The following is a 26,722-nucleotide window of genomic DNA, read 5'->3' as shown; positions in this document are numbered from 1 at the left end:
AGATTCAGGCATGACATCATTTTACCAAACTCCTGAGCCGGCAGGATTTACCGGGATCCGGTCCTGGCTGATCACCTTTGATCACAAACGCATTGCCCTTTTGTATTTGTTTTCCATCCTGTTCTGGTTTTTGCTGGCCGTGACCCTGGGCGGCTTGATCCGCCTGGAACTGATGTTTCCGGGAAAAACCGTTCTGGACGCCCAAATGTATAATTCCGTGTTCACGCTGCACGGCGTGATCATGATTTTTTTGTTCATTATTCCGGCGTTGCCGGCCATTTTCGGCAATTTTTTTCTGCCCATCCACATCGGGGCCGAAGATGTGTATTTTCCCAGACTCAATCTGCTGTCCTGGTATCTGTACATGGCCGGCGGCATCGTGGCCATTGTGTCGCTGTTTTCCGACGGATTTCCCGACACCGGATGGACCTTTTACGTACCGTTTTCCATTTCCACCAACACCAATGTGTCCACGGCCGTGTTTGCCGCATTCATTCTGGGATTTTCCTCCATGCTCACCGGGCTCAACTTTATCACCACCATTCACAAGATGCGGGCAAAAAACATGGGATGGCTTCAGCTGCCTTTGTTCACCTGGAGCCTGTACGCCACAGCCTGGGTCCAGCTGCTGGCCACCCCGGTGATCACCATTACCCTGGTGCTGGTGGTGGTGGAACGGTTTTTCAATGTGGGGCTGTTTGACCCGGCCCGGGGCGGTGACCCCATCCTTTACCAGCATCTGTTCTGGATGTATTCCCATCCGGCTGTGTATATCATGATCCTGCCGGGTATGGGCGTGATTTCAGAGATCATTCCGGTATCTGCCAGAAAGTCGATCTTCGGATACAAGGCCATTGTGGCCTCGTCTCTGGCCATTGCCATTGCCGGATCTCTGGTGTGGGCCCATCACATGTACACCAGCGGCATGAGCGACACGGCCGTGTTCGTGTTTTCCCTGCTCACCTATGTGGTGGCCATCCCTTCGGCCATCAAGGTGTTCTCCTGGGTGGCCACCCTGTACAAAGGGGCCATCGAGATGACCCCGCCGCTATTGTTTTCCCTGTGCTTTGTTTATTTGTTTTCCGTGGGCGGGCTCACCGGGCTGGTGCTGGGGGCGGCCGGGGCCAATATCCATGTGCATGACACCCATTTTGTGGTGGCCCATTTCCATTTCACCATGTTCGGGGGCACGGGGTTTGCCTTTTTTGCAGCCCTGCACTACTGGTGGCCCAAAATGTTCGGAAAGATGTATGATTTCAAAAAAGCCTATATCGCCGCCATTCTGGTCACGGCCGGGTTCATGCTTCATTATGTGCCCATGTTTGTGTTGGGACTTCAGGGCATGCCCCGGCGCTATTATGACTATCTCCCCCAGTATGCGGCCGGCAATTTTTTTGCGGGATTCGGGGCGTTGTGCATGATTGCCGGCATCGGCCTGATGATGGTGAATTTGTTGGGCTCTCTGGCAAGAGAGCGTACCGCTGCTGCGGATGATCCCTGGGGCGGGGTCACTCTGGAGTGGACCATTCCCTCGCCCCCGCCTTTGCACAATTTTGACAAAGACCCGGAAGTGATGGATTATCCTTACGATTTTACAAAGGTGGCGGCCGCCGGACCCGGTGCCGGGTCCATGGATCCGGAGACGGACAAATGACGGCTCAGACAGACCCCACCGGTAAAAAACTGGGCATGTGGCTGTTTCTGTATACGGAGATTGTCCTGTTCGGCGGTCTGTTTGTTCTGTATGCCGTGTATTTTGCCGGATACACCGAAGATTTCATTGCCGGCGCCAAAGAGCTGGACCTGTTTTTCGGGGTGGTGAACACCATTATCCTCCTGATTTCCAGTTTTTGTGTGGCCGCCGGCGTCACAGCGGTGCAAAAGGCCCACAACCGAATCGCTCTGGCCGGCCTGTGGGGGGCCCTGGCCTGCGGGGCGATATTTCTGGTGAACAAGTATATTGAATGGGGGCACAAATTTGCGTACGGCATTTATCCGGGATCGGACCGGCTGGTGGACGGCCCGGCCGGCCAAAATCTGTTTTTTGGCCTGTATTTCGTGGTCACCGGGCTTCACGGGCTTCACATCATCATCGGCATGACATTGCTGGCCGTCAGTCTGGTGCTGGTCACCCGGCAAAAGATCACGGCCCAAAGCAATGCCATGCTGGAGAATTCAGGCCTGTACTGGCACCTGGTGGACCTGATCTGGATTTTTATTTTTCCTTTGTTTTACCTGGTGGTCTGATACAAGGAGTCCTCTATGGCATCTGAATCCCATATTATTGAATACAAAACCCTGGGGCTGACCCTGGCGGCCCTGCTGGTGCTGACCGGCGTGACCGTGGGGGCCGCATCCATCGACCTGGGCCGGGTCAATGTCTGGATCGCTCTGATGATCGCATCGGTCAAGGCCGGGTTTGTGCTGCTGGTGTTTATGCACATGCGCTGGGAAGGCCGGACACTGCAATGGTCGTTTCTGGCCACGGTGCTGTTTCTGGCCGTCATGATCGGGTTTATTTTCTGGGACGTGGCATTCAGGTGAGGAGACCCCATGACTGATATCATCAATCCCGTGGTCCTGGTGGACCGGTCCTTTTATTTTATCATTGGATTTTCTTTTGTGTTTCTGTTTGCCATCACTCTGGTGATGATCTATTTTGTGATCCGGTACCGTCGATCCCGGCACCCGGTGCCTGCGGATATCCGGGGAAACTGGAAGCTGGAAACCGCCTGGATATTCATTCCCACCCTCATCGCTTTGGCCATGTTCGTGTCCGGGTGGCAGGCCTATACCGGGCTGCGCAATGTGCCTGAAGGGGCTTTGGAGGTGGATGTCATTGCCCAGTCTTTTTCCTGGATATTCATCTATCCCACGGGCAAGGAAACGGAAAACGAACTCCGGGTGCCCGTGAATACGCCCGTGAAACTCAACATCACTTCCATGGATGTGATTCACAGTCTGTATATTCCGGCGTTCCGGGTCAAAGTGGATGCGGTGAAGGGCCTGAGCACCTATGCCTGGTTTCTGCCGGAAACCATTGGGGAATATTTTCTTCAATGCACGGAGTTCTGCGGGGTAGGGCATGCGGACATGACCGGCGTGGTCCGGGTGGTGTCTGAAGACGCGTTTGATGAATGGGTGGAAGAGGATGACGGATGGTAGAAACAGGCGGTATCCGTGCGGCAATCGAGCTGACCAAGTTCCGGCTCACCGGATTTATCGCTTTGTCCGCCATGTTCGGGCATATCCTGGCGGCCCCGGCCCCAGGGATCGATACCCTGGTGACCGGGGCCGGTGTGTGGCTGCTGGCTGCCGGAGCTGCCGTGTTCAATCATATTCAGGACCGGCGGTATGACCGCTGGTTTGCCAGAACCCGGCACCGGTGCCTGGTACAGAATCGGGTAGGTTTGCAGACGGCGGGATGGGTGGCATCAGGCCTGGTTTTTTCCGGTCTGGCGCTTCTTGCCGGGGGGCTGGATACACATCTGCCATGGATTCTGGGGGTTCTGGCCCTGGCCTGCTACAACGGCCTGTACACCCCGCTGAAGAAAAAAACTCTGTTTGCCGTGTGGCCCGGTGTGATCTGCGGTATGCTGCCTCCGGCCATCGGGTGGACAGCGGTACCCCAGGCCCTGTGCCATGGAACGGGGATCCAGCTGTTCGGGGTGATGCTGGTGATGGGCATCTGGCAGGTGCCCCATTTTTTGGTACTGGCCGCGGCCCAGCCGGTTTGTGATCCGGGTGCGGACCGGTTTCCCAGCTTTATCCGCCTGTGGACGAAAACAGAACTTTTTCTTCAGATTCTGGTGTGGGTCTGTGTTTACAGCCTGGGGATTTTCTGGTTTCTTCTCAACGGCGGGATTGTGTTGCCGGGGTTTTCAGCAAGCCTGGCCGGGATGGCTTTGGTCCTGCCCGGAGTGATGGGTTTGTTTTTCACAAGATTTCCGGCTTACGCCGGAGCCGGCGGATTCACCACCCTTAATCTGTCCATGCTGATTTTCATGGTTCTGGGGATTCTGGACCGGATTTTGCCAACTGTGTTTCCGCTTTAATGATGGCGGCAATACCGGTGTGCAGGGTCTGAATGAGTTGGGTTTCGCCTGTTCCCAGCCGGAAGCGGTTGCTGATATCAAACACGGATTCTGTTACAGCGGTTTTTTCCCCCCGGGTTCCCCGGATCTGCAATCCATGGGTGGATGCCAGTCTTTTGAGCCGGTCCGGGTGGTTTTCCAGATTGGGCAGCCGGATATGCATGCCGGCCCGCATGGCGGTCCCGATATTGGTGGGGCAGGCGGTCAGATATCCCAGCCTGGGATCAGATGCCAATTCAAGTGTGTCGCTGATGTGTGCCAACGCAGACACCATCCGGTTGAAAACCTTTGACAGATTCCCGGTTTTTTCAAGACAGATAATGCGCAGATGATCTTCTTCATTGACCCAGACACGAAAGGTCCTGTCATGGCTCATGAACACTCCCCGGGATGCAGGAAAGTCCCGGATGATGCCGGCGGATGCCTGAAACCGGTCACCGGGTAAAAATGCCGTGCCTGTAAGCGCCCGGTTGCGGATCTGATCCAGGGTCAATGCATCCATGGCGTGAAAGTGTCCCTGGAGCGGTTCAGGTAAGGCATCCAGGGTCTGCTTTATCTGCCGGACCACGATCTGCCGGTTTTGAGGGGTGATGCTGGGGGGAAACGCGTGGCCGGACAGGTTTCGGGCCACCCGGATCCGGGTGGAAACAATCAACCGGTTGTGGGGATCCAGGTCCGGCAGATCCAGAAGATCCAGGCGTGACACATGGCAGATGGGACCGGTGATTTGATGATATGTCCGGATCACCGGATCGAAAATTTCCTTGAACAGGGCATAGGTTTGTGCATCGCCGGCATAGATGCCGATATGGGAATCCGGATTTTCCCGGCCGGACCGGATCGCCTGTTCCAGGGTGAAGCCGGTGCCGGTTTTCAGCCGGGACAGGCGGTCAAACAGAGACGGGGTTAAAAAACGATGGGCCAGAGAAACGGCATGTTCAGGAAAAATCGCCCCATCCCCGGAATCAGCTGCCATAACCGGAGGCCTGGGAAGAGATGCCCCGGGCCAGGGTGGTCTGGATAATATCCAAAACCGCGCAATCCTGATGACATCCGGGCAGATTTTTTTTATTTTCACAGGTCAGGCAGGGGCTGCGGGTCAGGTATCCGATTTCAAAATCGAACCGATCTCTGTTGGTATGTGTTTTCATGGCATTTTTTCTCTGATCATTCACAGTGACGCACTATACCAGAGATGGCGCGGCACCGTCAATACAACAGGAAAAAATTAGAATGGTCTTTTGCCTTGTCTAACGGATCAACACATGATAAGGGAAACATCACAAAAAAACCTTTTTGAACCATTTTAAATGAAGGATACTCCATTATTGGCTGAGTCTCGATTTGCGGAATTAAAGGAAAAAGAAAAGCTGGCAAGAAAGCAGATTGTCATTGAATCCGCTCTGGCATTGTTTGCAAAAAAACCGTTTTATGAAGTGGGCATGCGGGAAGTGGCGGACGAGGCCGGTATATCCGCGGCTACCATTTACCGGTATTTTCCCAGTCAGCAGGCATTGTTCAATGAGGCCTTTCTTCAGGATATCTCCGCTGCCAGCAAAGAGTTCAAAACCATGGTTGAAACGGATAAGCCCGCAAGTATCGAGCAGTTCGGCATAAAATTTGTGGATCATCTCATCAATAACGAATCCACGTTTCAGATGATGGCTTATCTGATGCTCAAAGACAACCTGTCCCATCCGGTCATGGGAAAATTCGACTCAGTCACCAAAATATTTTTTGATCTGTTTGCTGAATTACTGTGTCGCCACGGTGTGGCAAAGGAACAGGCCCGTATCTATTCCCACGCGTTTGTGGCATCCATCACCGGGATTCTCATGGTTTTCCGCAATTCACCCGTGACAGACAAAACCGCTACAAGAAACCATATCATCAAGGTGGTGAAAATCACCGCGTCTTTGTATACAAACCAGTTGCTGGGTCATCAGGACAGTGTCAGTGCCTGAGCATGGCCGGGCATCTTATGACGGAGGTGTGATTATGGAAAAAAACGTATTGGTGCCGGTGGCCCAGGGAATCGAAGAGATGGAGGCCATTACTATCATTGACGTGCTTCGGCGGGCCGGGGCCCGGGTGGTGGTGGCATCGGTGGATGATCTGACCATCAAAGCGGCCCGGGGCATTGAATTTAAAGCAGACTGTTTGATCAAGGACTGCCGGGAACAAAGTTTTGATCTGATTGTCCTGCCCGGGGGTATTCCGGGTGCAGAAAATCTTCAAAAATCAGAAGCGCTGGCAGAACTGCTCAAAAAACAGGCGGCCCAGAAAAAATTATATGGGGCTATCTGCGCGTCTCCGGCCGTGGTACTTCATCCCCTGGGACTGGTCACGCCCGGAGCCGTGACCTGCCATCCGGGATTTGCCGGCCGGATTGAGGGAGGCACGGTCCAGGACCGCAACGTGGTCATTGACGGACCCTGCATCACCAGCAAAGGCGCGGGCACGGCACTGGAATTCGCCTTGACCCTGGTCCGCCAGTTGTTTGACGACAAGGTCCTGGCGGATGTCAAAGGAGGTCTGGCCCTTTAGGTTGGCTTGTTTCGGCCGGACCGGCGGGTGCAGATAATGAAAAAACAGCGGCAGCGTGCCTTGCAGATATCTCTGGGACTGGGCATGCTGGTGATTGTCATCCTGGTGGAAGTGCTGGCGATCTCTCCGGCCGGTATCTATTCCTATACCTTGACCGGGTACCGGAATTTCAAGATCGGTGCGCCCAGGCAGCGAATCCTGGCGGAAATCAACCGGGTGCCTGCCATCCGGACCCTGATCACCTGCACGCCGGATTCTGAAACCACGCTTTTGACCCAACGTCATTTCACCCATACACCGGAACTGGATGCCAGCGATGTATGGATCGCCCGATACCGCAATCATAATGTGATCATTTTTTTATTTCAAGAACAGACACTTTCCCGGATACTGCTGCTGAAAACCCGTTTCAGCCGTCAGATATCCTCTGCTTTGTTTGATACCTGCCGTTTGGACCTGCTTGACGATATCGAGCTGTTTTTGGAAACTCAGACCGCACACCCGGTTTTTTATCACTGAAAAAAACGGGCATTGAATGTTCCAAAGGGTTGCTGTATATTTGGCCTTTCAAAATTTAAAATTTATCAGACCTTTTTTCAGGTCTGAAACCGTCAGGAAAGATACATGAAACAAATAGATGACATACAATCGACCCGCATCGGGGTCGTGGGGGCCGGTTCCTGGGGAACTGCGCTTGCCAAACTGCTGGCTGAAAAAGGCTTTGATATTGATTTCTGGGTGTTTGAATCCGAAGTGAAGGAACAGATTGAAACATTGCGGGAAAACCGGGTGTTTCTGCCGGGGGTTCTGCTTCCCGAAACCATTCATCCGTTCAATGATATTGAAACCGTGGTCAAGAACAAGGATCTGGTACTGGTTGTCGTTCCTTCTCATTGCATGCGGTCCGTGGCCATGCAGATGAAACCGTTCATTGCAAAAGACGCTGTGGTGGTCAGTGCGTCCAAAGGGATTGAAAACAAGACCCATCTCACCATGACCGGTATTCTGGAAGAAATTCTGGATTTTCTGCCCCCGGAAAATCTGGCGGTGCTGTCCGGTCCCAGCTTTGCCAAGGAGGTGGCGGCAAAGATTCCCACGGTGGTGGCGGCGGCATCTGTGAACGACCGGGTGGCCCGGTTTGTCCAGGCGGTGTTCGCCGGCCCCACTTTCCGGGTGTATGTCAACCATGATCCTGTCGGCACCCAGATCGGCGGTGCCATGAAAAATGTCCTGGCTATTGCCGCAGGCATCTGCGACGGCATGAACATGGGACTCAACCCCAGAGCCGCCCTGATCACCCGGGGTCTGACGGAAATGAACCGTCTGGGCACCCGCTTAGGGGCGGACCCGCTGACCCTGTCCGGCCTGGCCGGAGTCGGAGACCTGCTGCTCACCTGTACCGGTGCGTTGAGCCGTAATTACACGGTGGGGATGCAGATCGGCCAGGGCAAAAAACTGGATGACATCATCTCGGAAATGCGTATGGTGGCCGAAGGGGTGAAAACCACCCGGTCCGTGTACAACCTGTCCAGAAAACTGGGCGTGGATCTGCCCATCTGCAATGAAGTTTATCATGTTTTGTTTGAGAATTATCCATTGGAAGAAACCATACAGCGCCTGATGAACCGCTCTTTAAAACATGAGCTGGACGGGGTGTTGTAAGAATCCGGGGGAGGTCTTATGCCATACGTGAACATTAAAATTACCAGAGAAGGCGCCACAAAGGAACAGAAAGCCGAGCTCATTGAAGGGGTGACCCGGCTGCTTAAAGATGTGCTGGGAAAAAATCCCGCCACCACGTTTGTGACCATCGATGAAGTGGACACGGATAACTGGGGCGTCGGCGGCATTCCCGTGACAGAACTGCGCAAACAACAATAAGGTTTTTTTATGTCTCATCCGGAAAGCAAGGCGTTTTCCAAACAAATGAAAGGAGACTGACCCACCCATGATACGATCGTTTAAAGGCAAAACACCCAGGATTGCGCCATCGGCTTATGTGGACGACACGGCCGTGCTGATCGGAGATATCGAAATCGGAGAAGAGTCCAGTGTGTGGCCCGGTGCCGTCATCCGGGCGGATCTGGGAAAAATCACCATCGGACAAAAGACCATTGTGGAGGACAATTGCGTGATCCATGCCGGCGCTCCCAACGGCAGAGACGGGGATGTGTTCATCGGGGACCGGGTGGTCATCGGACATGGGGCCGTGCTCAACTGCCGGTCCATCGGTAATTATGTGCTCATCGGCATGAATGCCACCCTGCTTCATGAAGCCAGCATCGGTGATTACTGTCTGATCGGAGCGGCCGCCCTGGTGGGGGCCGGTAAAATCATTCCGGATTATTCCCTGGTGTTCGGGGCCCCCGGGCAGATCAAGGGACGGCCTTCTGAAGAACAGCTCTGGTGGGCCAAAAGCGCGTATGAAGAATACAAGCCATTGATGGATGAGTATAAAAAATTACAATCCATTCCGTCTTAGCCGGGCCGGCACCTGGTTCATTTTTTCAGATCCGCCAGCTGTTTCATCAAGTCATCGTATTCATCTTCATACGCCAGAAGATCCATCATCACCGGTGGTTTGACCGAATGGGCCGGCAGCCGGGCTTTGGTGTCCTTAATCAGTATTTCCAGTTCCGCCAGTCTTTTTTTGATCTCTTTTTCGGTTTTCAAAATGTGCGGTGCCTCCTGCTTTTTTTAGGGGGTATGTTTGTACAAATATATCATGGATATCCCGGGCGTGTCGATATTGACAAATGAGGTCCCGGGCGATACTGTGAAAAATCTTCGAAATCCTTCAAAATAAGGAGACCCGGTATGAGTGACCACACCCCGCGGCTGCTGGACGCCCTGGATGCGTTCGAAGACGGCATCTATATTGTGAGCGAAGAGTTTACAGTGGAGTATATGAACCGGTTCATGAAAGACCTGTTCGGAGACGGGGTGGGGAAAAAATGCCACAAGGTGCTGCTCAATTATGAAACCCCCTGTGACTGGTGTAATTACCGGGAGATTTTCGAAAAAAACGAAACCCGGCATTCAGAAATTTATCTGGAATCGGCGAAAAAAACCTTTGCCTTGTCTGAAATTCCCGTGACCAACCGGGACGGGACCCGGTCCAAACTGTCCATCTACCGGGACATCACCCGGCGCAAGGAGCAGGCGGCCCTGCTTAAATTTTCCGAAGAAAATTATCAGCGCCTGTTCACCCATGCCGGGTGCGGGGTGTTTATTTCCAGCAAACAGGGGCGGTTTCTGGATGTGAACCCGGCGTTGCTCAGGATTCTGGGATACCGGGACAAGGAAGAATTCCTGGCTCTGGACCTGGCCCGGGATGTGTATCTGGCACCCGGGGACCGGGAAAGATATCAGCGGATTATCGAGAAAAAAGGGCGGGTGGTGGATTACGAACTCCAGTGGCGGCGCCGGGACGGGCATCTCATCGACATCCTGCTGACCTCCCATGTCCGGTATGGCACCAATGGTGAAGTCCTGGGGTACGAAGGCATTGTGGTGGATGTCACCGAGCGCAAGAAAAGCGAAAATAAAATCCGGGAAGCCTACGATTTTCTGGACAACATTATTTCCTGCTCTCCCAATGCCATCATGGCCATGGACATGACCGGCCGGATCATGCTGTGGAACCGGGGAGCGGAAAATCTGTTCGGACTGCCCGCCGATGAAGTGGTGGACAACATGACGGTCCAGCAGATCTATTCCAGGGAGGTGGCGGCGGAAGTGACCCGGATGATGCGGGACTCAGAATATGGCGGAGTGGGCCGGCTGACCTCTTATCCGCTGACCTTTGAGCGCCGGGACGGGGTCCGGCTGGAGGGCAACCTGTCCGCGTCGTTTCTCTATGATGAACAAGGAAAAGAAACCGCCACCGTGGCGCTGTTCATGGACTTGAGAGAGCGCCTCAAGACCGAGCGGGAGCTGGCCGAAGCCCGGCAGCACCTGCTCCAGTCGGAAAAACTGGCTGCCATGGGCCGGCTCACCTCCCAGATCGCCCATGAACTGAACAACCCTTTGTTCGGGATCATGAATACCCTGGAACTGTTGAAAACCGAGATCCCGCCTTCCAACAAGCGGCGACGGCTTCTGGACATGTCTTTATCCGAAACCGTTCGCCTGGCGGACATGCTCAAAAAAATGCTGTCTTTTTCCCGGCCGGATGAAACCGAACGGGCAGCGCTGGACGTCAACACCGTGATCGACGAGCTCATGGTGCTCTATGACAAACGGTTCCGGGAAAATTCCATCAAGGTCAAACTGGATCTGACCCCGGATCCGGGCATCATCATGGCTTCCCGGGATCAGTTGCGCCAGGTGTTCATCAACCTGTTTTCCAACGCCATGTATGCCATGCCCGACGGCGGCATCCTGACGCTTTCCACCCGGCCCAACGGGAATATGGTTTATATCATTGTGGAAGATACCGGCACCGGCATCAAGCCCGAACACCTGGAAAAGGTGTTTGATTCTTTTTTCACCACCAAGACCGACAGTATCAAGGGCGTGGGACTGGGACTTTCGGTGTGTTATGGATTCATTCAGGATCATGACGGTGACATCACCGTGGAATCTCAATACGGCGAATGGACCCGGTTCACCATCAAACTGCCTCTGGCGTAACAGACCACCTGTAAAAATCCTGATATGCCCCTTTATTTATATACTTCGTGATCTTCGTGTCCTTTGTGGTAAAAAATATGCCCATTCAATAACGGGAAGGTGGTATAGTTATTTTATTTATTATCGGTATTATTTTTTTATTGACAGATAGAATTTTATATAATAAATAAAAAAACTATAAACCATCAATGCAAAGGAGGCATTATGGAAGACACATTGACTGTATTCACGGCCAGCAAGTACTGCAATGTTTCGTCTAAAACCATTATCAACTGGGTGGAGGCCGGCCATATCAAGGCGTACCGGACGGTGGGCGGCCATCGCCGCATCAAGAAATCCGACCTGGAAATCTTTATGCGCGATCAGGGAATTCCCATCCCGGAGGAAAAAGATGACAGTGCCCGCAAGAAAATCCTGGTGGTGGATGACGACATGATCATTGTGGAATCCATTGTCCAGGCCCTGGAGGAGGACGAGTTCGACTATGAGGTGATCTCGGCGTCCGACGGGTTTGAGGCAGGACTTCAGGTCAACCATTTCAAGCCGGATTTGATGATCCTGGATATCATGATGCCTGATATCAAAGGATATGAGGTCTGCAAGAAAATTAAGGACAACGAGGAGACAAGACATACGAAAATCATTGTGCTGTCTGCGTATCTGGACGACGAGAAATTCGCCCGGATGAAGAAAAATGGTGCGGATGTCTGTTTTTCCAAGCCCTTGCCTTTGCACCAGCTCAAAGAAGAAGTCGCAAAACTGCTTGGACTTAAATAACAAGGAGGCAGATCATGAATTTAAAAGAATCTTTGGAAAAAAAGAGATTTGTTGTGACCTCTGAAGTTCAGGCCCCCCTTGGCGATGACGAACCTGAAGCACTGGTAAAAAGCCTGAGCAGGGTCCGGGGCAGGGTGGACGGCGTGTCCGTGTCTGATGTGGAACTTGAAGGCGTGGTGGGGGACAGCATTCAGACCTGTGACCTGTTGCTGAAAAACCGGTTCAATGCCATTTACCAGACCACCACCAGAGACAAGAACCGGTATCAGCTCCAGAAGGACCTGACTTCGGCCCATGAGGTGGGGGTGGATAACCTGCTGGTGTTCACCGAGGACTACCGGATTTCCGGCGACAGTCTCCAGGAATCCATGTTTTTTCATGTGGATTCCGGCAAGCTGGCATCGGTTTTAGACCACCTGCGCCAGGGGGTCACCATCGAAGGCAATGACTTAGGCAAAAATTTTGAATTTACCTTAGGTTCCGGTGTGGAAACCCCCTGGGGAAAGCAAATGCCCAAGCGAGGTATGGAGGAACTGGAGGACATGCTCAATGTGGGGACCGGCTATTTTTTGACCACTCCGATTTTTGACGTGGACCAGTTTGAAAAGTTCATGAAACAGGTGGCCCCGTTCCGGGTCCCGGTGATCGCTGAGGTGATGATTCTGCGCACGGCCGGCATGGGCAAGTTTCTGAACCGCCACTTCAAGTCCGGCCTGGTGCCGGAATGGGTGATCCAGAAGCTGCTCAACGCACCGGACAGGACAAAGGCCAGCATCGAGCTGTTTGCAGATACCGTCAAAAGCCTCAAGGATATCTGCCAGGGCGTGCATATCGTAACCATCGGCGGTGAGGACAAACTGGCCCGGTACCTGAACGCAGCCAAACTCAGGTGAGGCATGATCAAATGACATAAGCCTTCAACCGAATACAGGGGGGACGCACCATGGCAGAGGCAATCAAGATAGACACCCTTGATGTCGAACTCAAGGAAGCGGTACTGGACAAGGTACCGGATGCAAACTTTGATCTGTGCCTGACCTGCGGCACCTGCACCGGCGGATGTCCCGCGTCCGAGCAGTTCGGCATGGATCCCAGAAAACTGATCCGTATGCTCAATTTCGGCATGGATGAAGAGATCCTCAAATCCGACTGGAAATGGGTGTGCTCCATGTGCGGCCGGTGCCAGCTGGCATGCCCCATGAACATCAATATTCCCAAACTCATCTATAACATCCGGGCCAGGATGGCCCGGGAAAAAAGGCCCAAAGGCATTTTGGGCTCCTGCGACCAGCATATCCGCACAGGATCGGCCATGGGTGCGGCCAAAGAGGATTTTGAATTCACGGTTCTGGATGTGGCCGAGGAGATCAGAGAGGACCATCCCGGGTTCGAGGACCTGGAGGTCACTGTGGACCGGGTGGGCGCGCAGATGGTGCTCAACCAGAACTCCCGGGAACCGGTCACCGAACCCGAGGAGATGGGACCCTTGTGGAAGATCCTGCACCTGGTGGGGGCGGACTGGACCTACCCTTCGGTGATGTGGGCCGGTGAAAATTACTGCATGTTTCTGGCGGACGATGAAGGGTGGCGGTATATCATCGAGGAGTTTGTCCTGCATGTGGACAACAATCTTAAAAGTCCTCTGGTGGTCAATACTGAGTGAGGCCACTCCTATTTTGCAATCCTGGAGGGATTGCGCAAATACAAGATTCCCCACAAGTTTGAACTCATCACCATCATCGAGTTGTACGCCCGGTGGATCAAACAAGGTAAACTCAAGGTCAATTCAGACTGGAACAAAGATATCGGTGCGAAATTCACGGTCCAGGATCCCTGCAACATCGCCCGGAAAAGCGGGTCCAACAAAATCGTAGACGATCTGCGGTTTGTGGTGAAAGCCGTGGTGGGCGAAGAGAATTTCATCGATACCGTGCCCAGCCGCATGAACAATTTCTGCTGCGGCGGCGGGGGCGGGGCCCTGCAGGCCGGGTTCCCGGACCAGCGCCGGGCTTACGGCAAAATCAAGTTCAACCAGATCATGGCCACAGGGGCCGATTACGTCATCGCCCCCTGCCACAACTGTCACGGCCAGATCGAGGATATCGGCCACCACTACGGCGGCAGGTATCACGTGGTCCATTTGTGGACCATCATCTGCCTGGCGTTAGGGGTTCTGGCGGATACTGAACGCGCCTATCTCGGCCCGGACCTGGCCGACGTGGGACTTTGACCCCGGGTGGGACTAAATGCCCCAAGTGGGACTGAATGCAAGGAGGAATGACATGACCGAAATGGAAAAAGGATCGGTAATGGTGGTGGGCGCCGGTATCGCCGGTATCCAGGCCTCTCTGGATCTGGCCGATTCCGGGCACCTGGTCTACCTGGTGGACAACAACACGGCCATCGGCGGCACCATGGCCCAGCTGGACAAGACCTTTCCCACCAATGACTGCTCCATGTGCATTATCTCCCCCAAGCTGGTGGAGGCGGGGCGGCATTTGAATGTGGAACTGCTGACCTCAAGCGACATCGAGTCCGTGGACGGGGAGGCCGGCAATTTCACGGTGACCCTGACGCAGCATCCCCGGTATATTGACCTGGAAAAATGCACGGCCTGCGGGGAATGCGGCAAGGTGTGCCCGGTGACCCTGCCCAACCGGTTTGACGAAAATCTGGGAGAGCGTAAAGCCGCGTTCAAGCTCTATCCCCAGGCCATGCCTTCGGCCTGGGCCATTGAAAAGGCAGACAAGGCACCCTGCCGCCTTACCTGTCCGGCCGGGCTCAATGTTCAGGGGTATGTGCAGATGGTCAAGCAGGGCAAATACAGGCAGGCCCTGGAGATCATCATGGAGCAGCTGCCGCTGCCCGGGGTTTTGGGCCGGATCTGTCCCCATGAATGCGAGGATGCCTGCCGCCGCTGTCAGGTGGAGGCCCCGGTGGCCATCAGAGATCTCAAGCGCCTGGCTGCAGACCAGTTTGATCCCCGGGATATCAAGATTCCCTGTGCGCCGAAGATCGGAAAGAAAGTGGCCGTCATCGGTTCCGGCCCGGCCGGGCTGTCCGCAGGGTTTCATCTGGCGAAAAAAGGGGTGGATGCCGTGATTTTCGAAGCCCTGCCCAAACCCGGGGGGATGCTGCGGGTGGGGATTCCGGACCATCGGCTTCCCCCTGACGTGCTGGACAAAGATATCGATGTGATCACCAACTTAGGCGTGCTGATCCACTGCCACCAGCGCCTGGGGCATGATTTTACCGTGGACAGCCTGAAGGCCGAAGGGTTTGATGCCGTATTCCTGGCCCTGGGCGCCCACAAAGGGCTGTCTCTGGATATTTCCGGTGAAAATCTGCCCGGGGTCCGCCAGGGCGTGGATTTCCTGCGGGAACTCAATTTAAATGGTGAAACGGAAACCGGAACACAGGTGGGGATCATCGGCGGCGGCAATGTGGCCATTGACGTGGCAAGGTCCGCGGTACGTATGGGGGCAAAGAATGTCACCATTATCTACAGAAGAACCCGGAACGAGATGCCGGCCTGGGAAGAGGAGATCTGCGCCGCCGAGGACGAAGGCGTGGCCATCACCTATCTGGCGGCCCCGCAGAAGGTTCTGGAAAAGAACGGCCGGGTGGCGGGCCTGCGGGTGATCAAAATGGAGTTGGGCGAGCCGGACGTATCGGGCCGGCGCCGGCCCGTGCCTGTGCCGGGCAGCGAATACGACATCGAAATAGATCAACTCATCAGTGCCATCGGCCAGCAGCCCGACATTTCCGTGATCGAGGATCTGGCGGATGTAAAAATCACCCGGTGGAACACCCCGGAGGTGGATCCGGTCACCCTGGCCACGGACCGGGCCGGCGTGTTTGCCGGCGGGGATGTGCAGACCGGTCCCGGGGTGGCCATCGGCGCGGTGGCTGCCGGTATGGCGGCGGCGGAATCGATCTTCCGGTATCTCACCGGCAAAGACATGGCCGGAGGCCGGGATGTGCCGGTGGCGGAAGAGCCGGTCTACCGGCCGGTGGATCCGGACATGCCCCATGAAGCCCGATACCGGATGCCGGAACTCCCTGTCGAAAAAAGGGCCGGCAATTTTGATGAGGTGGAACTGGGGTATGATCCGGCTGACGGGCAGAAAGAAGCCGCCAGGTGCCTGAACTGCGGGTACTGCTCTGAGTGCATGCAGTGCGTGGATGCCTGCCTGGCCGATGCCGTGGACCATTTCATGATGCCCGAAATCCATAAAGTGCAGGTCAAGGCCATCATCCTGGCCCCGGGATTCACCCCGTTTGAACCCCAACAGATGATTACCTACTGCTACGGCCACAGCCCCAATGTCATGACCTCCCTTGAATTTGAGCGGATTCTGTCCGCGTCCGGCCCGTATGCCGGCCACCTGGTGCGGCCGTCCGATGAAAAAGAACCCAAAAAGATCGCCTGGCTTCAGTGCGTGGGGTCCCGGGACATCAACAAGGGGGACCATGCCTACTGTTCCGGGGTGTGCTGCATGTATGCTACCAAACAGGCGGTGATCGCCAAGGAGCATGCCGGAGAAAAACTGGACTGCGCCATTTTCTACATGGACATGCGCACCCATGGCAAAGAGTTTGATAAATATCAGATGCGGGCTGAAGACGATGCCGGGGTACGGTATGTCCGGTCCCGCATTCATTCCGTCTTTCCGGAGCCCGGGGACCGGTACCGGCTGGTGTATGCCACCGAGGCCGGAAACCTGGCCGAGGAAATTTTCGACATGGTGGTGCTGTCCATCGGACTGGCCCCCAACCGGGAGGCCGCGGCCCTGGCGGAAAAAATGGGCATCGACCTCAATGCCCACGGATTTGCCGCCACCACGGATCTGTCCCCTGTGGCGGCATCCCGGCCCGGCATCTATGTGTGCGGCACCTTTCAGGAGCCCAAGGACATCCCTTCTTCTGTCATGGAAGCCTCAGCTGCCGCCGCCACCGCCGCCATGACCATGGCCGAAGACCGGTGGACCCTCACCCGGACCCGGGAACTGCCGCCGGAAACCGATGTGGCCGGGGCTGTTCCCCGGATCGGGGTGTTTGTCTGCAACTGCGGGATCAACATCGGCGGGGTGGCGGATGTGCCCGCGGTCCGGGATTACGCAAAAACCCTGCCCTATGTGGTGCATGTGGAGGACAATTTGTTCACCTGTTCCCAGGATACCCAGGACCACATGAAGCAGGTGATCATTGAAAATCAGATCAACCGGGTGGTGGTGGCATCCTGTTCTCCCAGAACCCACGAGCCGTTGTTCCAGGAGACCATCCGGGATGCCGGGCTCAACAAGTATCTGTTTGAAATGGCCAATATCCGGGACCAGAACACCTGGGTCCACATGAACGAACCGGACAAAGCCACGGCAAAAGCCAAGGACCTGGTGCGCATGGCCGTGGCCAGGGCCGCGTTTGTGGAACCGCTGCACCAGGTGAGCCTGCCCATCAAAAAATCGCTGCTGGTGGTGGGGGGCGGGGTGGCCGGCATGGAATCGGCTCTGACCGCAGCAGCCCAGGGCGTGGCGGTTCTTCTGGTGGAAAAGACCGATACCTTAGGGGGAATCGCCCGGCATCTGAACGCCACCTGGCAGGGCGAGCCTGTGGCCGCCTTTCTGGCGGATCTGGCTGAAAAAGTGCTGGCCCACCCGAACATCTCGGTTCATCTGAATACCCAGGTGGCCCGGACCACCGGATCCATGGGGCATTTCACCACCACCCTGGTGCAAGGCAGCGGTCCGGACCATCCGGCGAACGTGCAGGAATTCATCGTTGAACACGGGGCTGCGGTCATCGCCACCGGCGGCATGGAATACCGCCCCCATGAATACTTGTACGGCGATCACCCGGACGTGCTCACCCACCTGGACATGGATGCGGCGTTCCGGGAGAACGATGCCCGGATTTTCAAGGGCCGGTCTTTTGCGTTCATCCAGTGCGTGGGCTCCAGAAACGAGGAACACCCCTACTGTTCAAGGTTGTGCTGCACCCACAGCCTCAAGTCCGCCATCGCCCTCAAGAAGATGGATCCCCGCAAACGGGTGTTCGTGATCTACCGGGATATCCGATCCTATGGATTCCGGGAGGACCTGTACCGGGAAGCCCGGGAACGGGGGGTGCTGTTCATCCGGTACGACCTGGAACGCATGCCTGAGTTGAGCCGGGCCCACAACGGCAAAGGGGGGCTTGTGCTGAGGGTCTTTGATCCGGTGCTCCAGATGCCCGTGACCCTTTCCCCGGACGTGGTGGTCCTGGCCTCGGGCGTGGTGTCGGCGGACAACAAAAAACTGTATGAAACCTTTAAGGTCCCGGTGAACAGCGACGGGTTCCTGGTGGAGGCCCATGCCAAACTGCGGCCCGTGGATTTTGCCTCGGAGGGCCTGTTTGTGGCGGGGCTGGCCCACTATCCCAAGCCCCTGGAGGAGAGCATCTCCCAGGCAAGGGCCGCCGTGGCCCGGGCCATGATTATCCTTTCCCGGGATGTCCTCATGGTGGGCGGCATCGTGGCCTCGGTGGAAAAGGAAAAGTGCGCCGTGTGTCTGACCTGTGTGCGCACCTGTCCCTATGGGATCCCCTTTATCCATGAAGAGGGATATGCGCAGATCGAGGCATCGGAATGTCATGGATGCGGGGCCTGTGTGGCGGAATGCCCGGGCAAGGCCATCACCTTGAACCATTTCACAGACCGGCAGATCACTGCCAAGACCCATGCCCTGTTTGAAGAAACCCTGGAGACCGAGGAGGCGGCATCATGAAACCGGATCAACAGGATCGAGACAACAACCGGAGTGAACAGGAAAAAAGTGCCATGAACCCCCAGGTGCATGAACCCAGAATCATTGCGTTCTGCTGTCAGTACTGAGCGTACGCCGCAGGGGACCTGGCAGGTTCCATGAGGCTGACCTACCCGGCCAACATCAAGATCATCCAGGTGCCGTGCACCGGCCGGGTGGACATCGTTCACCTGCTGTCCGCCCTGGAGGACGGGGCGGACGGGGTATACGTGGCCGGATGCCTGGAAGGGGAGTGCCACTACCTGGAAGGCAATTACAAGGCAAGGCGCAAGGTGGCATACGTGAAAAAAGTGCTCGCCGAACTGGGCATCGAACCGGAGCGGGTGGCCATGTACAACCTGTCTTCGGCCCAGGGCGCCCGGTTCGCTGAGATTGCCAACGAGATGGTGGAGCAGATCAGAGACCTGGGCCCCACCCCGGTCCGATAACAATATTGGGGTCAAAACGGGGTCAGGCCTGCGTTATTGTAGTTATTTTTTATTGAATAACTACAATAACGCAGGCCTGACCCCGAAGCTGAAGTTGACCCCGGAAGGGAGGTAACATGATAGTTGCAGATCGCAAGTCTCTGGAAGAGATACTGGGGATGGTGGCGGACAGGGATAAAATTCTTATCCTCGGATGCAAGGGATGTGTGACCGTGTGTAATGTGGGCGGGCTCAAGGAGGCGGAGATTCTGGCTTCAACGGTGAAGATCGCCCGAAAGAAAGAAGGACGGCCGGTCAAGGTGGAACACCGGGCCCTGGAACGCCAGTGTGACAACGAATATGTGGCCCAGCTGGCCGATAGTGTGGCAGATTATGATGCGGTGGTGTCCATGGCCTGCGGCGTGGGACCCCAGTTTCTGTCGGAAATGTATCCGGACCAGGTGTTTTTTCCGGCGGTGAACACCACGTTTTTCGGTGGCGCGGTTCAGCACGGGGTGTGGGAGGAGCGCTGCGCCGGGTGCGGGGCCTGTGCCATCCATCTGTTCGGCGGGTTGTGTCCCATTGCCCGGTGTGCCAAAAGCCTGTTACACGGCCCCTGCGGCGGGTCTTCCAACGGCATCTGCGAGGTGCACAAGGACACGGCGTGCATCTGGGATGCCATTGTAAAAAAGAAACTGGAAACCGGCCGCCTGGAAGATCTGGTGGCGATCAAGCCCTTCAAGGACTGGCGCACGGCCCGGGACGGCGGTCCCCGGCGCAGTATCAGAGAAGAACTGGTCAAGGGAACCATATAAAAGGAGACACATGCCATGACAGCAACCCAATCAGGCAGCAATCTTGAAAAAGTCCTGACAGCCGGTCATTTTGCCTTTACCGGAGAATGCGGTCCCCCCAAAGGCGCCAATGTGGCACACTTGCGGAAAAAGTTTAAATACCTTAAGGGCAACGTGGACTGCGTCAACATGACCGACAACCAGACCGCAGTGGTGCGGATGTCTTCTCTGGCCGGATCCGCGTTGATGAAGGCCGAGGGACTGGAGCCCAATTTTCAGATGGTGTGCAGAGACAGAAACCGCCTGGCCATGATGTCCGATATTCTGGGGGCCTATGCACTGGGGGTAAGGAATATGCTGTGCCTGTCCGGGGATCACCAGAGTTTCGGCAACCACCCGGAAGCCAAGAACGTGCACGACATCGATTCCATGCAGCTCATCGCTCTGGTGAAAAAGATGCGGGACGAGGAGAAATTTTTGAACGGCGAGGACATTGATGTGGCGCCTAAGATGTTCATCGGTGCGGCCTGCAACCCGTTTGCCGATCCCTATGAGTTCCGGGTTCACCGCCTGGCCACCAAGATCGCAGCAGGCGCGGATTTCATCCAGACCCAGTGCATTTTCAACATGGACAAATTCCGGGACTTCATGAAACAGGTGGTGGACAAAGGACTCCATGAACGCTGCTACATCCTGGCCGGGGTCACGCCCATGAAAAATGCGGGCATGGCCAACTTCATGTCCAAGTATGTGCCGGGTATGGACATTCCGGCATCGCTTATCAAGCGCCTCAAGGGCGTGGACAAGCGGGATCAGGCCGAAGAGGGCATCCGATTCGCCCTTGAACAGATCGAAGCGTTCAAGGAAATGCAAGGCGTGGCCGGGGTTCACCTCATGGCCATTGAATGGGAGCATAAAGTTCCGGAAATCGCCGAACGGGCCGGCGTTCTCCCCCGGCCGTAAATCCTTCCCCCCGGGGTCAGAACTTATCTTCTGGCCCCGACAATTTATCTCTTTCAACCCGATTTGGAATATGGTATTTATGCAAGTTTGAATGCATTGCTATATCCGTTGAAAATTATTGCGGCATCAGGTGCCGAAAAACGCATACCGTATGGGGATAACAGGCACAGATGCCTGCTGACAAAAGAGGGGACAATGGAAGAGACGATCAACAGAGGCCATTTTATCGAGACCATTATCCGGCAGGATGTGGCAACCAATAAAAACGACGGCCGGGTGGCCACCCGGTTTCCGCCGGAACCCAACGGATACCTGCACATCGGGCATGCCAAATCCATCTGCCTGAATTTTAATATGGCCCAAAAATTTTTTGGCCTTTGCAACCTGCGGTTTGATGACTCCAATCCGGCCAAGGAAAAACAGATCTATATCGATTCCATTGAATCCACGGTGCACTGGCTGGGGTTTGATTATGGCAGCGCCTTGTTTGCCTCGGATTATTTTGATCAATTATATGCCTTTGCCAAAGAACTCATTGAAAAAGGCCTGGCCTATGTGTGCAGCCTGCCGGCCGAAGAGATCCGGGCATACCGGGGCACCCTGACAGAACCGGGAAAAAACAGCCCGTTTAGGGACCGGTCCGCAGCCGAGAACCTGGATCTGTTTTCACGCATGAAAAACGGGGAGTTTGAAGAAGGAACCCACACCCTGCGGGCCAAAATCGACATGGCCTCCCCCAACATCAATCTGCGGGACCCGGTGATTTACCGCATTAAAAAAGCCCCCCATCCCCGAACCGGGGACAAGTGGTGCATCTATCCCATGTATGATTTTACCCATTGTGTGTCCGATGCCCTGGAAGGCATTACCCATTCTTTGTGCAGCCTGGAATTTGAAGACCACCGGCCCCTGTATGACTGGTACCTGGACAATCTGTCCGTGCCCTGTCACCCGCAGCAGATCGAATTTGCGCGCATGAATATCAATTACACGGTTTTGTCCAAGCGCAAGCTCCAGCTCCTGGTGGACCAGGGCCATGTGGCGGGCTGGGACGATCCCCGGCTGCCCACCCTGGAAGGGATGCGGCGGCGGGGGTACACGCCCTCGGCCATCCGGAAATTCTGCGACACCATTGGCGTGTCCAAAAAAGAAAGCCGCATCGACGTGGGCCTGCTGGAGTCCTGCCTCAGAGAAGACCTCAATGAAAACGCGCCCCGGGCCATGGGGGTGCTTAGACCTTTGAAGGTGATCATTGAAAATTATCCGGAAGATAAAACTGAAACCCTGACATCCATGGTCCACCCCCAGAAACCGGAGATGGGCACCCGGGAAATCACTTTTTCAAAAGAGATTTATGTGGAGCAGGATGATTTCATGGAAGATCCTCCGAAAAAGTTCTTCCGCTTAGGCCCGGGCCGGGAGGTGCGGCTGCGCAGTGCGTATCTGGTGACCTGCAAACAAGTGGTCAAAGATGATCAGGGACATGTCACATCCCTGATCTGCACCTATGATCCGGCAACAAAAGGCGGCAATGCGCCGGACGGTCGAAAGGTGAAAGGCACTATTCACTGGGTGGATGCCGGCAACTGCCTGTCCGCCCGGGTCAATCTCTATGACCGGCTGTTCATGGATGAAGATCCGGAAAAAGGGGGACAGGATTTTACACAGAATCTGAACCCCGCATCCCTGGAAATCCTGAATGACTGCAAACTGGAAAAAAATCTGGCCCATGCCCGGCCGGAACAGGTGTTTCAGTTTGAGCGCCTGGGGTATTTCTGTCTGGATGTCAAAGACAGCACTTCATCCGCTCCGGTGTTCAACCGCACCGTGACCCTGCGGGATACCTGGGCCAAAGTAACGGGAAAACAACGATAATGACTCAAACCCGATAACAACGCTTGGGAGGCAGATAATGATCGACCGGATGCAGCGGCTCTCTTTTCAGGACCTGACCCGGATTCACGACGCATCCATGAATGTTTTGCGCCACACCGGCATTGATTTCAACCATGAACGTATCGCCGGCCTGTTCAAGTCCCGGGGATTTAAAACAGACGGCACCCGGGTTTATTTTGAAGAAACCGATATCTACCGCGCGCTTTCCACCACGGTGCCGTCCTTTACCCTGCATGCCAGAAATCCGGCGAGAAACGTGACCATCGGCGGCCCGGACGGGTTCGTGTTCATCCCCACAGGCGGGGCTACTTATATTGCCGGCACTGACGGGACCCAGCGGCCGGCCACATTTGACGATTTCAAGGCCTGCTGCAAACTGGTTCAGACCTCGGATCAGGTGGATATGGGCGGGTATCTCATGGTTCAACCCACGGACCTGCCCTGGGAGACCGCCAACCTGGACATGATGCTGGCCTACATGACCCTGTGCGACAAACCCGTTTTCGGGGCCTCGGGCAGTGGCCAGGAAGCGGCAGATGCCCTGGAGATGGCCGCCATTATTTTCGGGGGCCGGGAAAAGATGCTGGATATGCCGGTGGTGGCGGCCGTGGCCAATACCCTGTCCCCTTTACGTTTTTCCAAGGAAGAAGGGGATGTGATTTTGCAGATGGCGGGCTGGCGCCAGCCCGTGGTGATTTCCAACATGATCCTGGCCGGGGTCAGCGGACCGGTGTCCCTGCCGGAACTGCTGGTTTTGGAGAACGCGGAAGTGCTGGCCGGTGTGGTGCTCACCCAGCTGGTGAGTCCGGGAGCCCCGGTGCTGTATGGCTCTTCTTCCGCACCCATTGACATGCGCACCATGGTGTCGGCCGTGGGCACGTCCGAAGCCGTCAAGATCGCCAGTGCCACGGCCCAGATGGCCGGGTTCTACAAGCTTCCCTGCCGGGCCGGGGGCAGCCTCACCGACGCCCATCTGCCCGATGCCCAGGCCCTGGCCGAAGGCACGCTCATGCTTTCCACGGTGGTGCGCAACGGGGCCCATTTCATCTATCATGCCTGCGGCCAGATGGGGTCGTATATCTCCATGGGGTATGAAAAATGGCTTCTGGACGAGGAGATCTGCCGCATGGTCAGAAACATCCTCACTCCCATGATTCCGGCCGGGGAAACCATTGACACGGACCTGGTGAACCAGGTGGGCATCGGGGGGCAGTATTTAACCCATCCTTCCACGTTTCAGAAGTTCCGGAACCTGTCTGCATCGCGTCTTTTTAACCGCAAAGACTACTCCCGATGGCAAAAAAGCGGGGCCATGCGGGTGGAGGATCAGGCATACAAAGCGTTAGGGCCCCGGCTGGAAAATTACGAAAAACCGCCCATCGACCCGGGACTGGAACATGCCCTGACCGCTTATGTGACGGCCAGAAAATTCAACCACCAGCCCGCAGCCCGGTTTCTGGACTGATGATCCTGTCTGATTGCGTTCAGGCCCGTTCCATGTTGAGCCTGGCCCCGTTGCTCACGTTCTGGAAAACCGAGCTGATTCCCCGGTGCCCACATATGGCGGATCTGTTTGACGGCATCATGGAGCGTCTGCCCCTGTCGCTTAAGGGAGACATTCAGGACATCTCCGCTTTGGCAGAATATCCGGACATCGTTCATACCCTGATGACCGCCGTGGTGTCCCCGGCATCCTATGACCGGGAACTGACAGCAGCGTTCGCGCCCTGTTCATTTGAAGGGTTTTATGCCACCCCCGGGTTTCAGCACCTGTTTCTGGACCGGGGCCATGCCTTGAAACCCACATTGAAAGAAAAATTTGATTCCGACATGGACCAGCGGTTTCTCAGCGTCTATTACCTGGTTCTGGAGCGTATTTACGGATTTTCCGGCCCGTTGCTGAGCAACCTGCACACCCGGGTCCTGACTGATGAGAAAACCGGACTGGACCGGTATTATGAAGAGGTCCCGGACTACCGGTTCGTGGATCTGACCCCGGTGGGTGTGCCCCGGCCTCTGTCGGAAGCGGATCATGAATGGATACTGGATCATCTGGCCGATCAGGTCCAGCTGGCCCGGCTCATTGATCTGTCACAGTTTGAATTCAGGGGATTTGTGATCATCCGGGTTCAGGATGTGACGGAAAAAGCGATTCTGTCGGCCCTGGAGCGGGACCTGGTGGATGAGAATTCCATTTTTGCATCTCCGGGGATCCAGCAGATCGAATCACGGCTTCAATCCCTGTTCCGGCGGCCGGACCTGGGGGTGTCCATCTCCTCGCTCAAGGGAGACCAGGTCATGGTGACCAAAAATGATCACCACTCCAAGGTGGATTGCCTGTTTTTAAATTCCCATCATTTTTGTCTCAAAGACCTGGAAGGATCGGTATGGATGACGGCAGCCCAGGGAGATGCCGTGTTCCGGGTGGCGGATCTGTCAAAAAAACAGCCGTTGATTCATGCCGAATCAGAAGCCGTGACCGCGGGTATCCGGTCCATGCTGCTGTCGCCTCTGGTATATCAGGGTCAACGGATCGGGTTGCTGGAGGTTTTTTCTCCCCATCCCCATGATTTCGGCCCGTTTGAAGCGATCCTCATGAGCCAGGTGACCCCGTTGTTTGCCGTGGCCCTGAAACGGGGCCAGGATGAATTGACCAAACAGGTCCAGACCGTGATAAAGGCCCAGTGCACCGCGGTGCACCCCTCTGTGGAATGGCGGTTTGAAAAGGCGGCCCTGGCCCATCTGGATGCCTTGCGCCGGGGAAAGCGTTCCCCGAGAATGGAGGATATTGTTTTCAAGGATGTGGTGCCGTTTTACGGGCAGTCTGACGTCCGGGGATCTTCCAGGGCCAGAAACCAGGGAATTCAGCAGGATTTGACCCGGCAGCTCACCCTGGCACTGGATATCATGAGATCAGCGGCGGCAGCGCGGCCCTGGCCATTGCTGCGTCAATATGTGTTCCGGATCGAAACTTTGCTGACGGCTCTGTCCGGCGGAATGACCTCCAGTCATGAAAGCAGTGTGTTTTCACTTCTCAATCAGGAAGTGACTGAAACCTTTGACTCGCTGAAAGGAATTGCCGGTGATCTGGATGAGAAAATCCATGGTTACTGCCAGGAGGTGGATCCGGTGAGCGGCATGATCCATCACCGGCAAAAAGAATATGAGGACAGTGTGGCAGCCCTGAATTCAGGCCTTTCCGCTTATCTGGAGCAGGAAGATGCAAAAATTCAGCAGGCGTTTCCCCATTATTTTGAAAAACGCCGGACCGACGGGGTGGACTACATGATGTATATTGGTGCCGCCATGATGGAAACCGGTACCCTGCCGTCATTTCATATCCGGGATATGACCCTGTGGCAGATCATGGCGGCCCGGGGCATGGCGCTTTGCACGGAAAAGATCAAGCCGGACCTGAAGATCCCGCTGGATACCTGTCATCTCATTCTGGTGAACCACACCCCGCTGTCCATCCGGTTCCGGTATGATGAAAAACGATTTGATGTGGACGGAGCCTATGATGTCAGACATGAAATCATCAAGTCCCGGCTGGACAAAGCCCTGATCAAGGGCACCGGAGAACGCCTGACCCAGCCGGGGCGCATTGCCGTGGTGTATGCCACTCCGAATGAAGAAAAGGAGATTGTGCAGCACATCCGGTTTCTCACGGATCAGGGAAAACTGGAAAATGACCTGGAGCGCCTGGACCTGGCCGATATGCCCGATGTCATGGGACTCAAGGCGTTCCGGGTGGGGGTGACCCTGTCGGCCTGACCCTTCTCCGGGATTGGTTCAGGACAGGCCGG

Annotated in this window: 25 protein-coding genes; 22 read left to right on the top strand and 3 right to left on the bottom strand. The window is 55.5% G+C overall.

Translation table 11 applies throughout. The annotated features are described in order from the left end of the window. Positions 1-10 precede the first annotated feature (10 nt). The 5 genes from K365_RS0115340 to K365_RS26685 are packed head-to-tail and all read left to right on the top strand — an operon-like array spanning position 11 to position 4,055. Positions 11-1,654, top strand: a complete 1,644-nt coding sequence (locus tag K365_RS0115340) for a cytochrome c oxidase subunit I (protein WP_024335291.1) — start codon at positions 11-13, stop codon at positions 1,652-1,654. Next, positions 1,651-2,247, top strand: coding sequence for a cytochrome c oxidase subunit 3 family protein (locus K365_RS0115335; RefSeq protein ID WP_024335290.1), 597 nt, complete (start codon positions 1,651-1,653; stop codon positions 2,245-2,247). Before K365_RS0115340 ends, K365_RS0115335 begins: the two co-directional genes overlap by 4 nt. A gap of 15 nt (positions 2,248-2,262) precedes the next feature. After that, positions 2,263-2,544, top strand: coding sequence for a cytochrome C oxidase subunit IV family protein (locus tag K365_RS0115330; RefSeq protein ID WP_024335289.1), 282 nt, complete (start codon positions 2,263-2,265; stop codon positions 2,542-2,544). Positions 2,545-2,553: 9 nt separating this feature from the next. Then, on the top strand, positions 2,554-3,165 hold the full coding sequence (gene coxB, locus K365_RS0115325; protein ID WP_024335288.1) for a cytochrome c oxidase subunit II: 612 nt from the start codon (positions 2,554-2,556) through the stop codon (positions 3,163-3,165). Next, positions 3,159-4,055, top strand: a complete 897-nt coding sequence (locus tag K365_RS26685; protein WP_024335287.1) for a UbiA family prenyltransferase — start codon at positions 3,159-3,161, stop codon at positions 4,053-4,055. Before coxB ends, K365_RS26685 begins: the two co-directional genes overlap by 7 nt. On the opposite strand, the gene K365_RS0115315 is transcribed toward K365_RS26685, so the two are convergent. Both K365_RS0115315 and K365_RS0115310 read right to left on the bottom strand, forming a co-directional pair. Further along, entirely contained in the window at positions 4,003-5,070 is a 1,068-nt protein-coding gene (locus tag K365_RS0115315; protein ID WP_029725395.1) for a phosphagen kinase, read from the bottom strand. The genes K365_RS26685 and K365_RS0115315 overlap by 53 nt on opposite strands. Beyond that, the gene (locus K365_RS0115310) at positions 5,060-5,245 is read right to left on the bottom strand and encodes a hypothetical protein (protein WP_006968241.1); all 186 of its coding nucleotides are present in this window, start codon (positions 5,243-5,245) and stop codon (positions 5,060-5,062) included. Before K365_RS0115310 ends, K365_RS0115315 begins: the two co-directional genes overlap by 11 nt. Positions 5,246-5,422: 177 nt before the next feature. Between K365_RS0115310 and K365_RS0115300 the strand changes: the two genes are divergently transcribed. From K365_RS0115300 to K365_RS0115275, 6 genes are all read left to right on the top strand, one after another. Further along, on the top strand, positions 5,423-6,058 hold the full coding sequence (locus K365_RS0115300) for a TetR/AcrR family transcriptional regulator (protein ID WP_024335285.1): 636 nt from the start codon (positions 5,423-5,425) through the stop codon (positions 6,056-6,058). Positions 6,059-6,092: 34 nt separating this feature from the next. Further along, positions 6,093-6,641 (top strand): DJ-1 family glyoxalase III, encoded by a 549-nt coding sequence (locus K365_RS0115295; protein WP_024335284.1) that lies wholly within the window; start codon positions 6,093-6,095, stop codon positions 6,639-6,641. 36 nt (positions 6,642-6,677) lie between these two features. Further along, positions 6,678-7,160: a hypothetical protein gene (locus tag K365_RS0115290; protein ID WP_156887733.1), complete on the top strand. Its 483-nt coding sequence runs from the start codon at positions 6,678-6,680 to the stop codon at positions 7,158-7,160. 105 nt (positions 7,161-7,265) lie between these two features. Further along, positions 7,266-8,303, top strand: coding sequence for an NAD(P)H-dependent glycerol-3-phosphate dehydrogenase (locus tag K365_RS0115285; RefSeq protein ID WP_024335282.1), 1,038 nt, complete (start codon positions 7,266-7,268; stop codon positions 8,301-8,303). Between the two features lie 18 nt (positions 8,304-8,321). Next, on the top strand, positions 8,322-8,522 hold the full coding sequence (locus K365_RS0115280) for a tautomerase family protein (protein WP_024335281.1): 201 nt from the start codon (positions 8,322-8,324) through the stop codon (positions 8,520-8,522). Positions 8,523-8,589: 67 nt separating this feature from the next. Next, positions 8,590-9,123, top strand: coding sequence for a gamma carbonic anhydrase family protein (locus tag K365_RS0115275; protein ID WP_024335280.1), 534 nt, complete (start codon positions 8,590-8,592; stop codon positions 9,121-9,123). A 17-nt stretch (positions 9,124-9,140) separates the two neighbouring features. On the opposite strand, the gene K365_RS27975 is transcribed toward K365_RS0115275, so the two are convergent. Continuing rightward, complete coding sequence (locus K365_RS27975; RefSeq protein ID WP_156887732.1) at positions 9,141-9,314, bottom strand: hypothetical protein; 174 nt, start codon at positions 9,312-9,314, stop codon at positions 9,141-9,143. A gap of 144 nt (positions 9,315-9,458) precedes the next feature. Between K365_RS27975 and K365_RS0115265 the strand changes: the two genes are divergently transcribed. From K365_RS0115265 to K365_RS0115205, 11 genes are all read left to right on the top strand, one after another. Next, the gene (locus K365_RS0115265) at positions 9,459-11,276 is read left to right on the top strand and encodes a PAS domain-containing sensor histidine kinase (RefSeq protein WP_024335279.1); all 1,818 of its coding nucleotides are present in this window, start codon (positions 9,459-9,461) and stop codon (positions 11,274-11,276) included. A gap of 204 nt (positions 11,277-11,480) precedes the next feature. Next, entirely contained in the window at positions 11,481-12,053 is a 573-nt protein-coding gene (locus K365_RS0115260) for a response regulator (protein ID WP_006968232.1), read from the top strand. A 14-nt stretch (positions 12,054-12,067) separates the two neighbouring features. Further along, positions 12,068-12,946, top strand: coding sequence for a methylenetetrahydrofolate reductase (locus K365_RS0115255; RefSeq protein WP_006968231.1), 879 nt, complete (start codon positions 12,068-12,070; stop codon positions 12,944-12,946). A 50-nt stretch (positions 12,947-12,996) separates the two neighbouring features. After that, positions 12,997-14,283 carry a (Fe-S)-binding protein gene (locus K365_RS27415; RefSeq protein ID WP_084489856.1) on the top strand — a complete coding sequence of 429 codons (1,287 nt, stop codon included), beginning with the start codon at positions 12,997-12,999 and terminating at the stop codon, positions 14,281-14,283. Between the two features lie 52 nt (positions 14,284-14,335). After that, positions 14,336-18,817 (top strand): FAD-dependent oxidoreductase, encoded by a 4,482-nt coding sequence (locus K365_RS0115240; RefSeq protein ID WP_024335277.1) that lies wholly within the window; start codon positions 14,336-14,338, stop codon positions 18,815-18,817. A gap of 80 nt (positions 18,818-18,897) precedes the next feature. Further along, entirely contained in the window at positions 18,898-19,284 is a 387-nt protein-coding gene (locus K365_RS0115230) for a hydrogenase iron-sulfur subunit (protein WP_245569285.1), read from the top strand. A 116-nt stretch (positions 19,285-19,400) separates the two neighbouring features. Continuing rightward, entirely contained in the window at positions 19,401-20,078 is a 678-nt protein-coding gene (locus K365_RS0115225; RefSeq protein ID WP_006968225.1) for a methylenetetrahydrofolate reductase C-terminal domain-containing protein, read from the top strand. 15 nt (positions 20,079-20,093) lie between these two features. Next, complete coding sequence (locus K365_RS0115220; protein WP_006968224.1) at positions 20,094-21,020, top strand: methylenetetrahydrofolate reductase; 927 nt, start codon at positions 20,094-20,096, stop codon at positions 21,018-21,020. A gap of 195 nt (positions 21,021-21,215) precedes the next feature. Next, the gene (locus tag K365_RS0115215) at positions 21,216-22,895 is read left to right on the top strand and encodes a glutamine--tRNA ligase/YqeY domain fusion protein (RefSeq protein ID WP_024335275.1); all 1,680 of its coding nucleotides are present in this window, start codon (positions 21,216-21,218) and stop codon (positions 22,893-22,895) included. A 37-nt stretch (positions 22,896-22,932) separates the two neighbouring features. Continuing rightward, entirely contained in the window at positions 22,933-24,381 is a 1,449-nt protein-coding gene (locus K365_RS0115210; protein ID WP_006968222.1) for a trimethylamine methyltransferase family protein, read from the top strand. Further along, positions 24,381-26,690: a GAF domain-containing protein gene (locus tag K365_RS0115205; protein WP_024335274.1), complete on the top strand. Its 2,310-nt coding sequence runs from the start codon at positions 24,381-24,383 to the stop codon at positions 26,688-26,690. The genes K365_RS0115210 and K365_RS0115205 overlap by 1 nt, the downstream gene beginning before the upstream one ends. The last annotated feature ends 32 nt before the right edge of the window (positions 26,691-26,722 follow it).

This window comes from Desulfotignum balticum DSM 7044 (assembly GCF_000421285.1).
GTDB classification, from domain to species: Bacteria; Desulfobacterota; Desulfobacteria; order Desulfobacterales; family Desulfobacteraceae; genus Desulfotignum; species Desulfotignum balticum.
The sequence above is the reverse complement of the archived record's forward strand: the minus strand, read 5'-3'. Positions and strand labels throughout refer to the sequence as shown.

Excerpts from the sequence above, each read along its gene's own strand:
- K365_RS0115335 (WP_024335290.1), top strand. The coding sequence starts at position 1,651 with ATGACGGCTCAGACAGACCCCACCGGTAAAAAACTGGGCATGTGGCTG.
- K365_RS0115290 (WP_156887733.1), top strand. The coding sequence starts at position 6,678 with ATGAAAAAACAGCGGCAGCGTGCCTTGCAGATATCTCTGGGACTGGGC.
- K365_RS0115285 (WP_024335282.1), top strand. The coding sequence starts at position 7,266 with ATGAAACAAATAGATGACATACAATCGACCCGCATCGGGGTCGTGGGG.
- K365_RS0115280 (WP_024335281.1), top strand. The coding sequence starts at position 8,322 with ATGCCATACGTGAACATTAAAATTACCAGAGAAGGCGCCACAAAGGAA.
- K365_RS0115255 (WP_006968231.1), top strand. The coding sequence starts at position 12,068 with ATGAATTTAAAAGAATCTTTGGAAAAAAAGAGATTTGTTGTGACCTCT.
- K365_RS0115205 (WP_024335274.1), top strand. The coding sequence starts at position 24,381 with ATGATCCTGTCTGATTGCGTTCAGGCCCGTTCCATGTTGAGCCTGGCC.
- K365_RS0115315 (WP_029725395.1), bottom strand. The coding sequence starts at position 5,070 with ATGGCAGCTGATTCCGGGGATGGGGCGATTTTTCCTGAACATGCCGTT.
- K365_RS26685 (WP_024335287.1), top strand. The coding sequence starts at position 3,159 with ATGGTAGAAACAGGCGGTATCCGTGCGGCAATCGAGCTGACCAAGTTC.
- K365_RS0115310 (WP_006968241.1), bottom strand. The coding sequence starts at position 5,245 with ATGAAAACACATACCAACAGAGATCGGTTCGATTTTGAAATCGGATAC.
- K365_RS0115340 (WP_024335291.1), top strand. The coding sequence starts at position 11 with ATGACATCATTTTACCAAACTCCTGAGCCGGCAGGATTTACCGGGATC.
- coxB (WP_024335288.1), top strand. The coding sequence starts at position 2,554 with ATGACTGATATCATCAATCCCGTGGTCCTGGTGGACCGGTCCTTTTAT.
- K365_RS0115275 (WP_024335280.1), top strand. The coding sequence starts at position 8,590 with ATGATACGATCGTTTAAAGGCAAAACACCCAGGATTGCGCCATCGGCT.
- K365_RS0115225 (WP_006968225.1), top strand. The coding sequence starts at position 19,401 with ATGATAGTTGCAGATCGCAAGTCTCTGGAAGAGATACTGGGGATGGTG.
- K365_RS0115295 (WP_024335284.1), top strand. The coding sequence starts at position 6,093 with ATGGAAAAAAACGTATTGGTGCCGGTGGCCCAGGGAATCGAAGAGATG.
- K365_RS0115265 (WP_024335279.1), top strand. The coding sequence starts at position 9,459 with ATGAGTGACCACACCCCGCGGCTGCTGGACGCCCTGGATGCGTTCGAA.
- K365_RS0115210 (WP_006968222.1), top strand. The coding sequence starts at position 22,933 with ATGATCGACCGGATGCAGCGGCTCTCTTTTCAGGACCTGACCCGGATT.
- K365_RS0115215 (WP_024335275.1), top strand. The coding sequence starts at position 21,216 with ATGGAAGAGACGATCAACAGAGGCCATTTTATCGAGACCATTATCCGG.
- K365_RS0115260 (WP_006968232.1), top strand. The coding sequence starts at position 11,481 with ATGGAAGACACATTGACTGTATTCACGGCCAGCAAGTACTGCAATGTT.
- K365_RS0115330 (WP_024335289.1), top strand. The coding sequence starts at position 2,263 with ATGGCATCTGAATCCCATATTATTGAATACAAAACCCTGGGGCTGACC.
- K365_RS0115220 (WP_006968224.1), top strand. The coding sequence starts at position 20,094 with ATGACAGCAACCCAATCAGGCAGCAATCTTGAAAAAGTCCTGACAGCC.
- K365_RS0115240 (WP_024335277.1), top strand. The coding sequence starts at position 14,336 with ATGACCGAAATGGAAAAAGGATCGGTAATGGTGGTGGGCGCCGGTATC.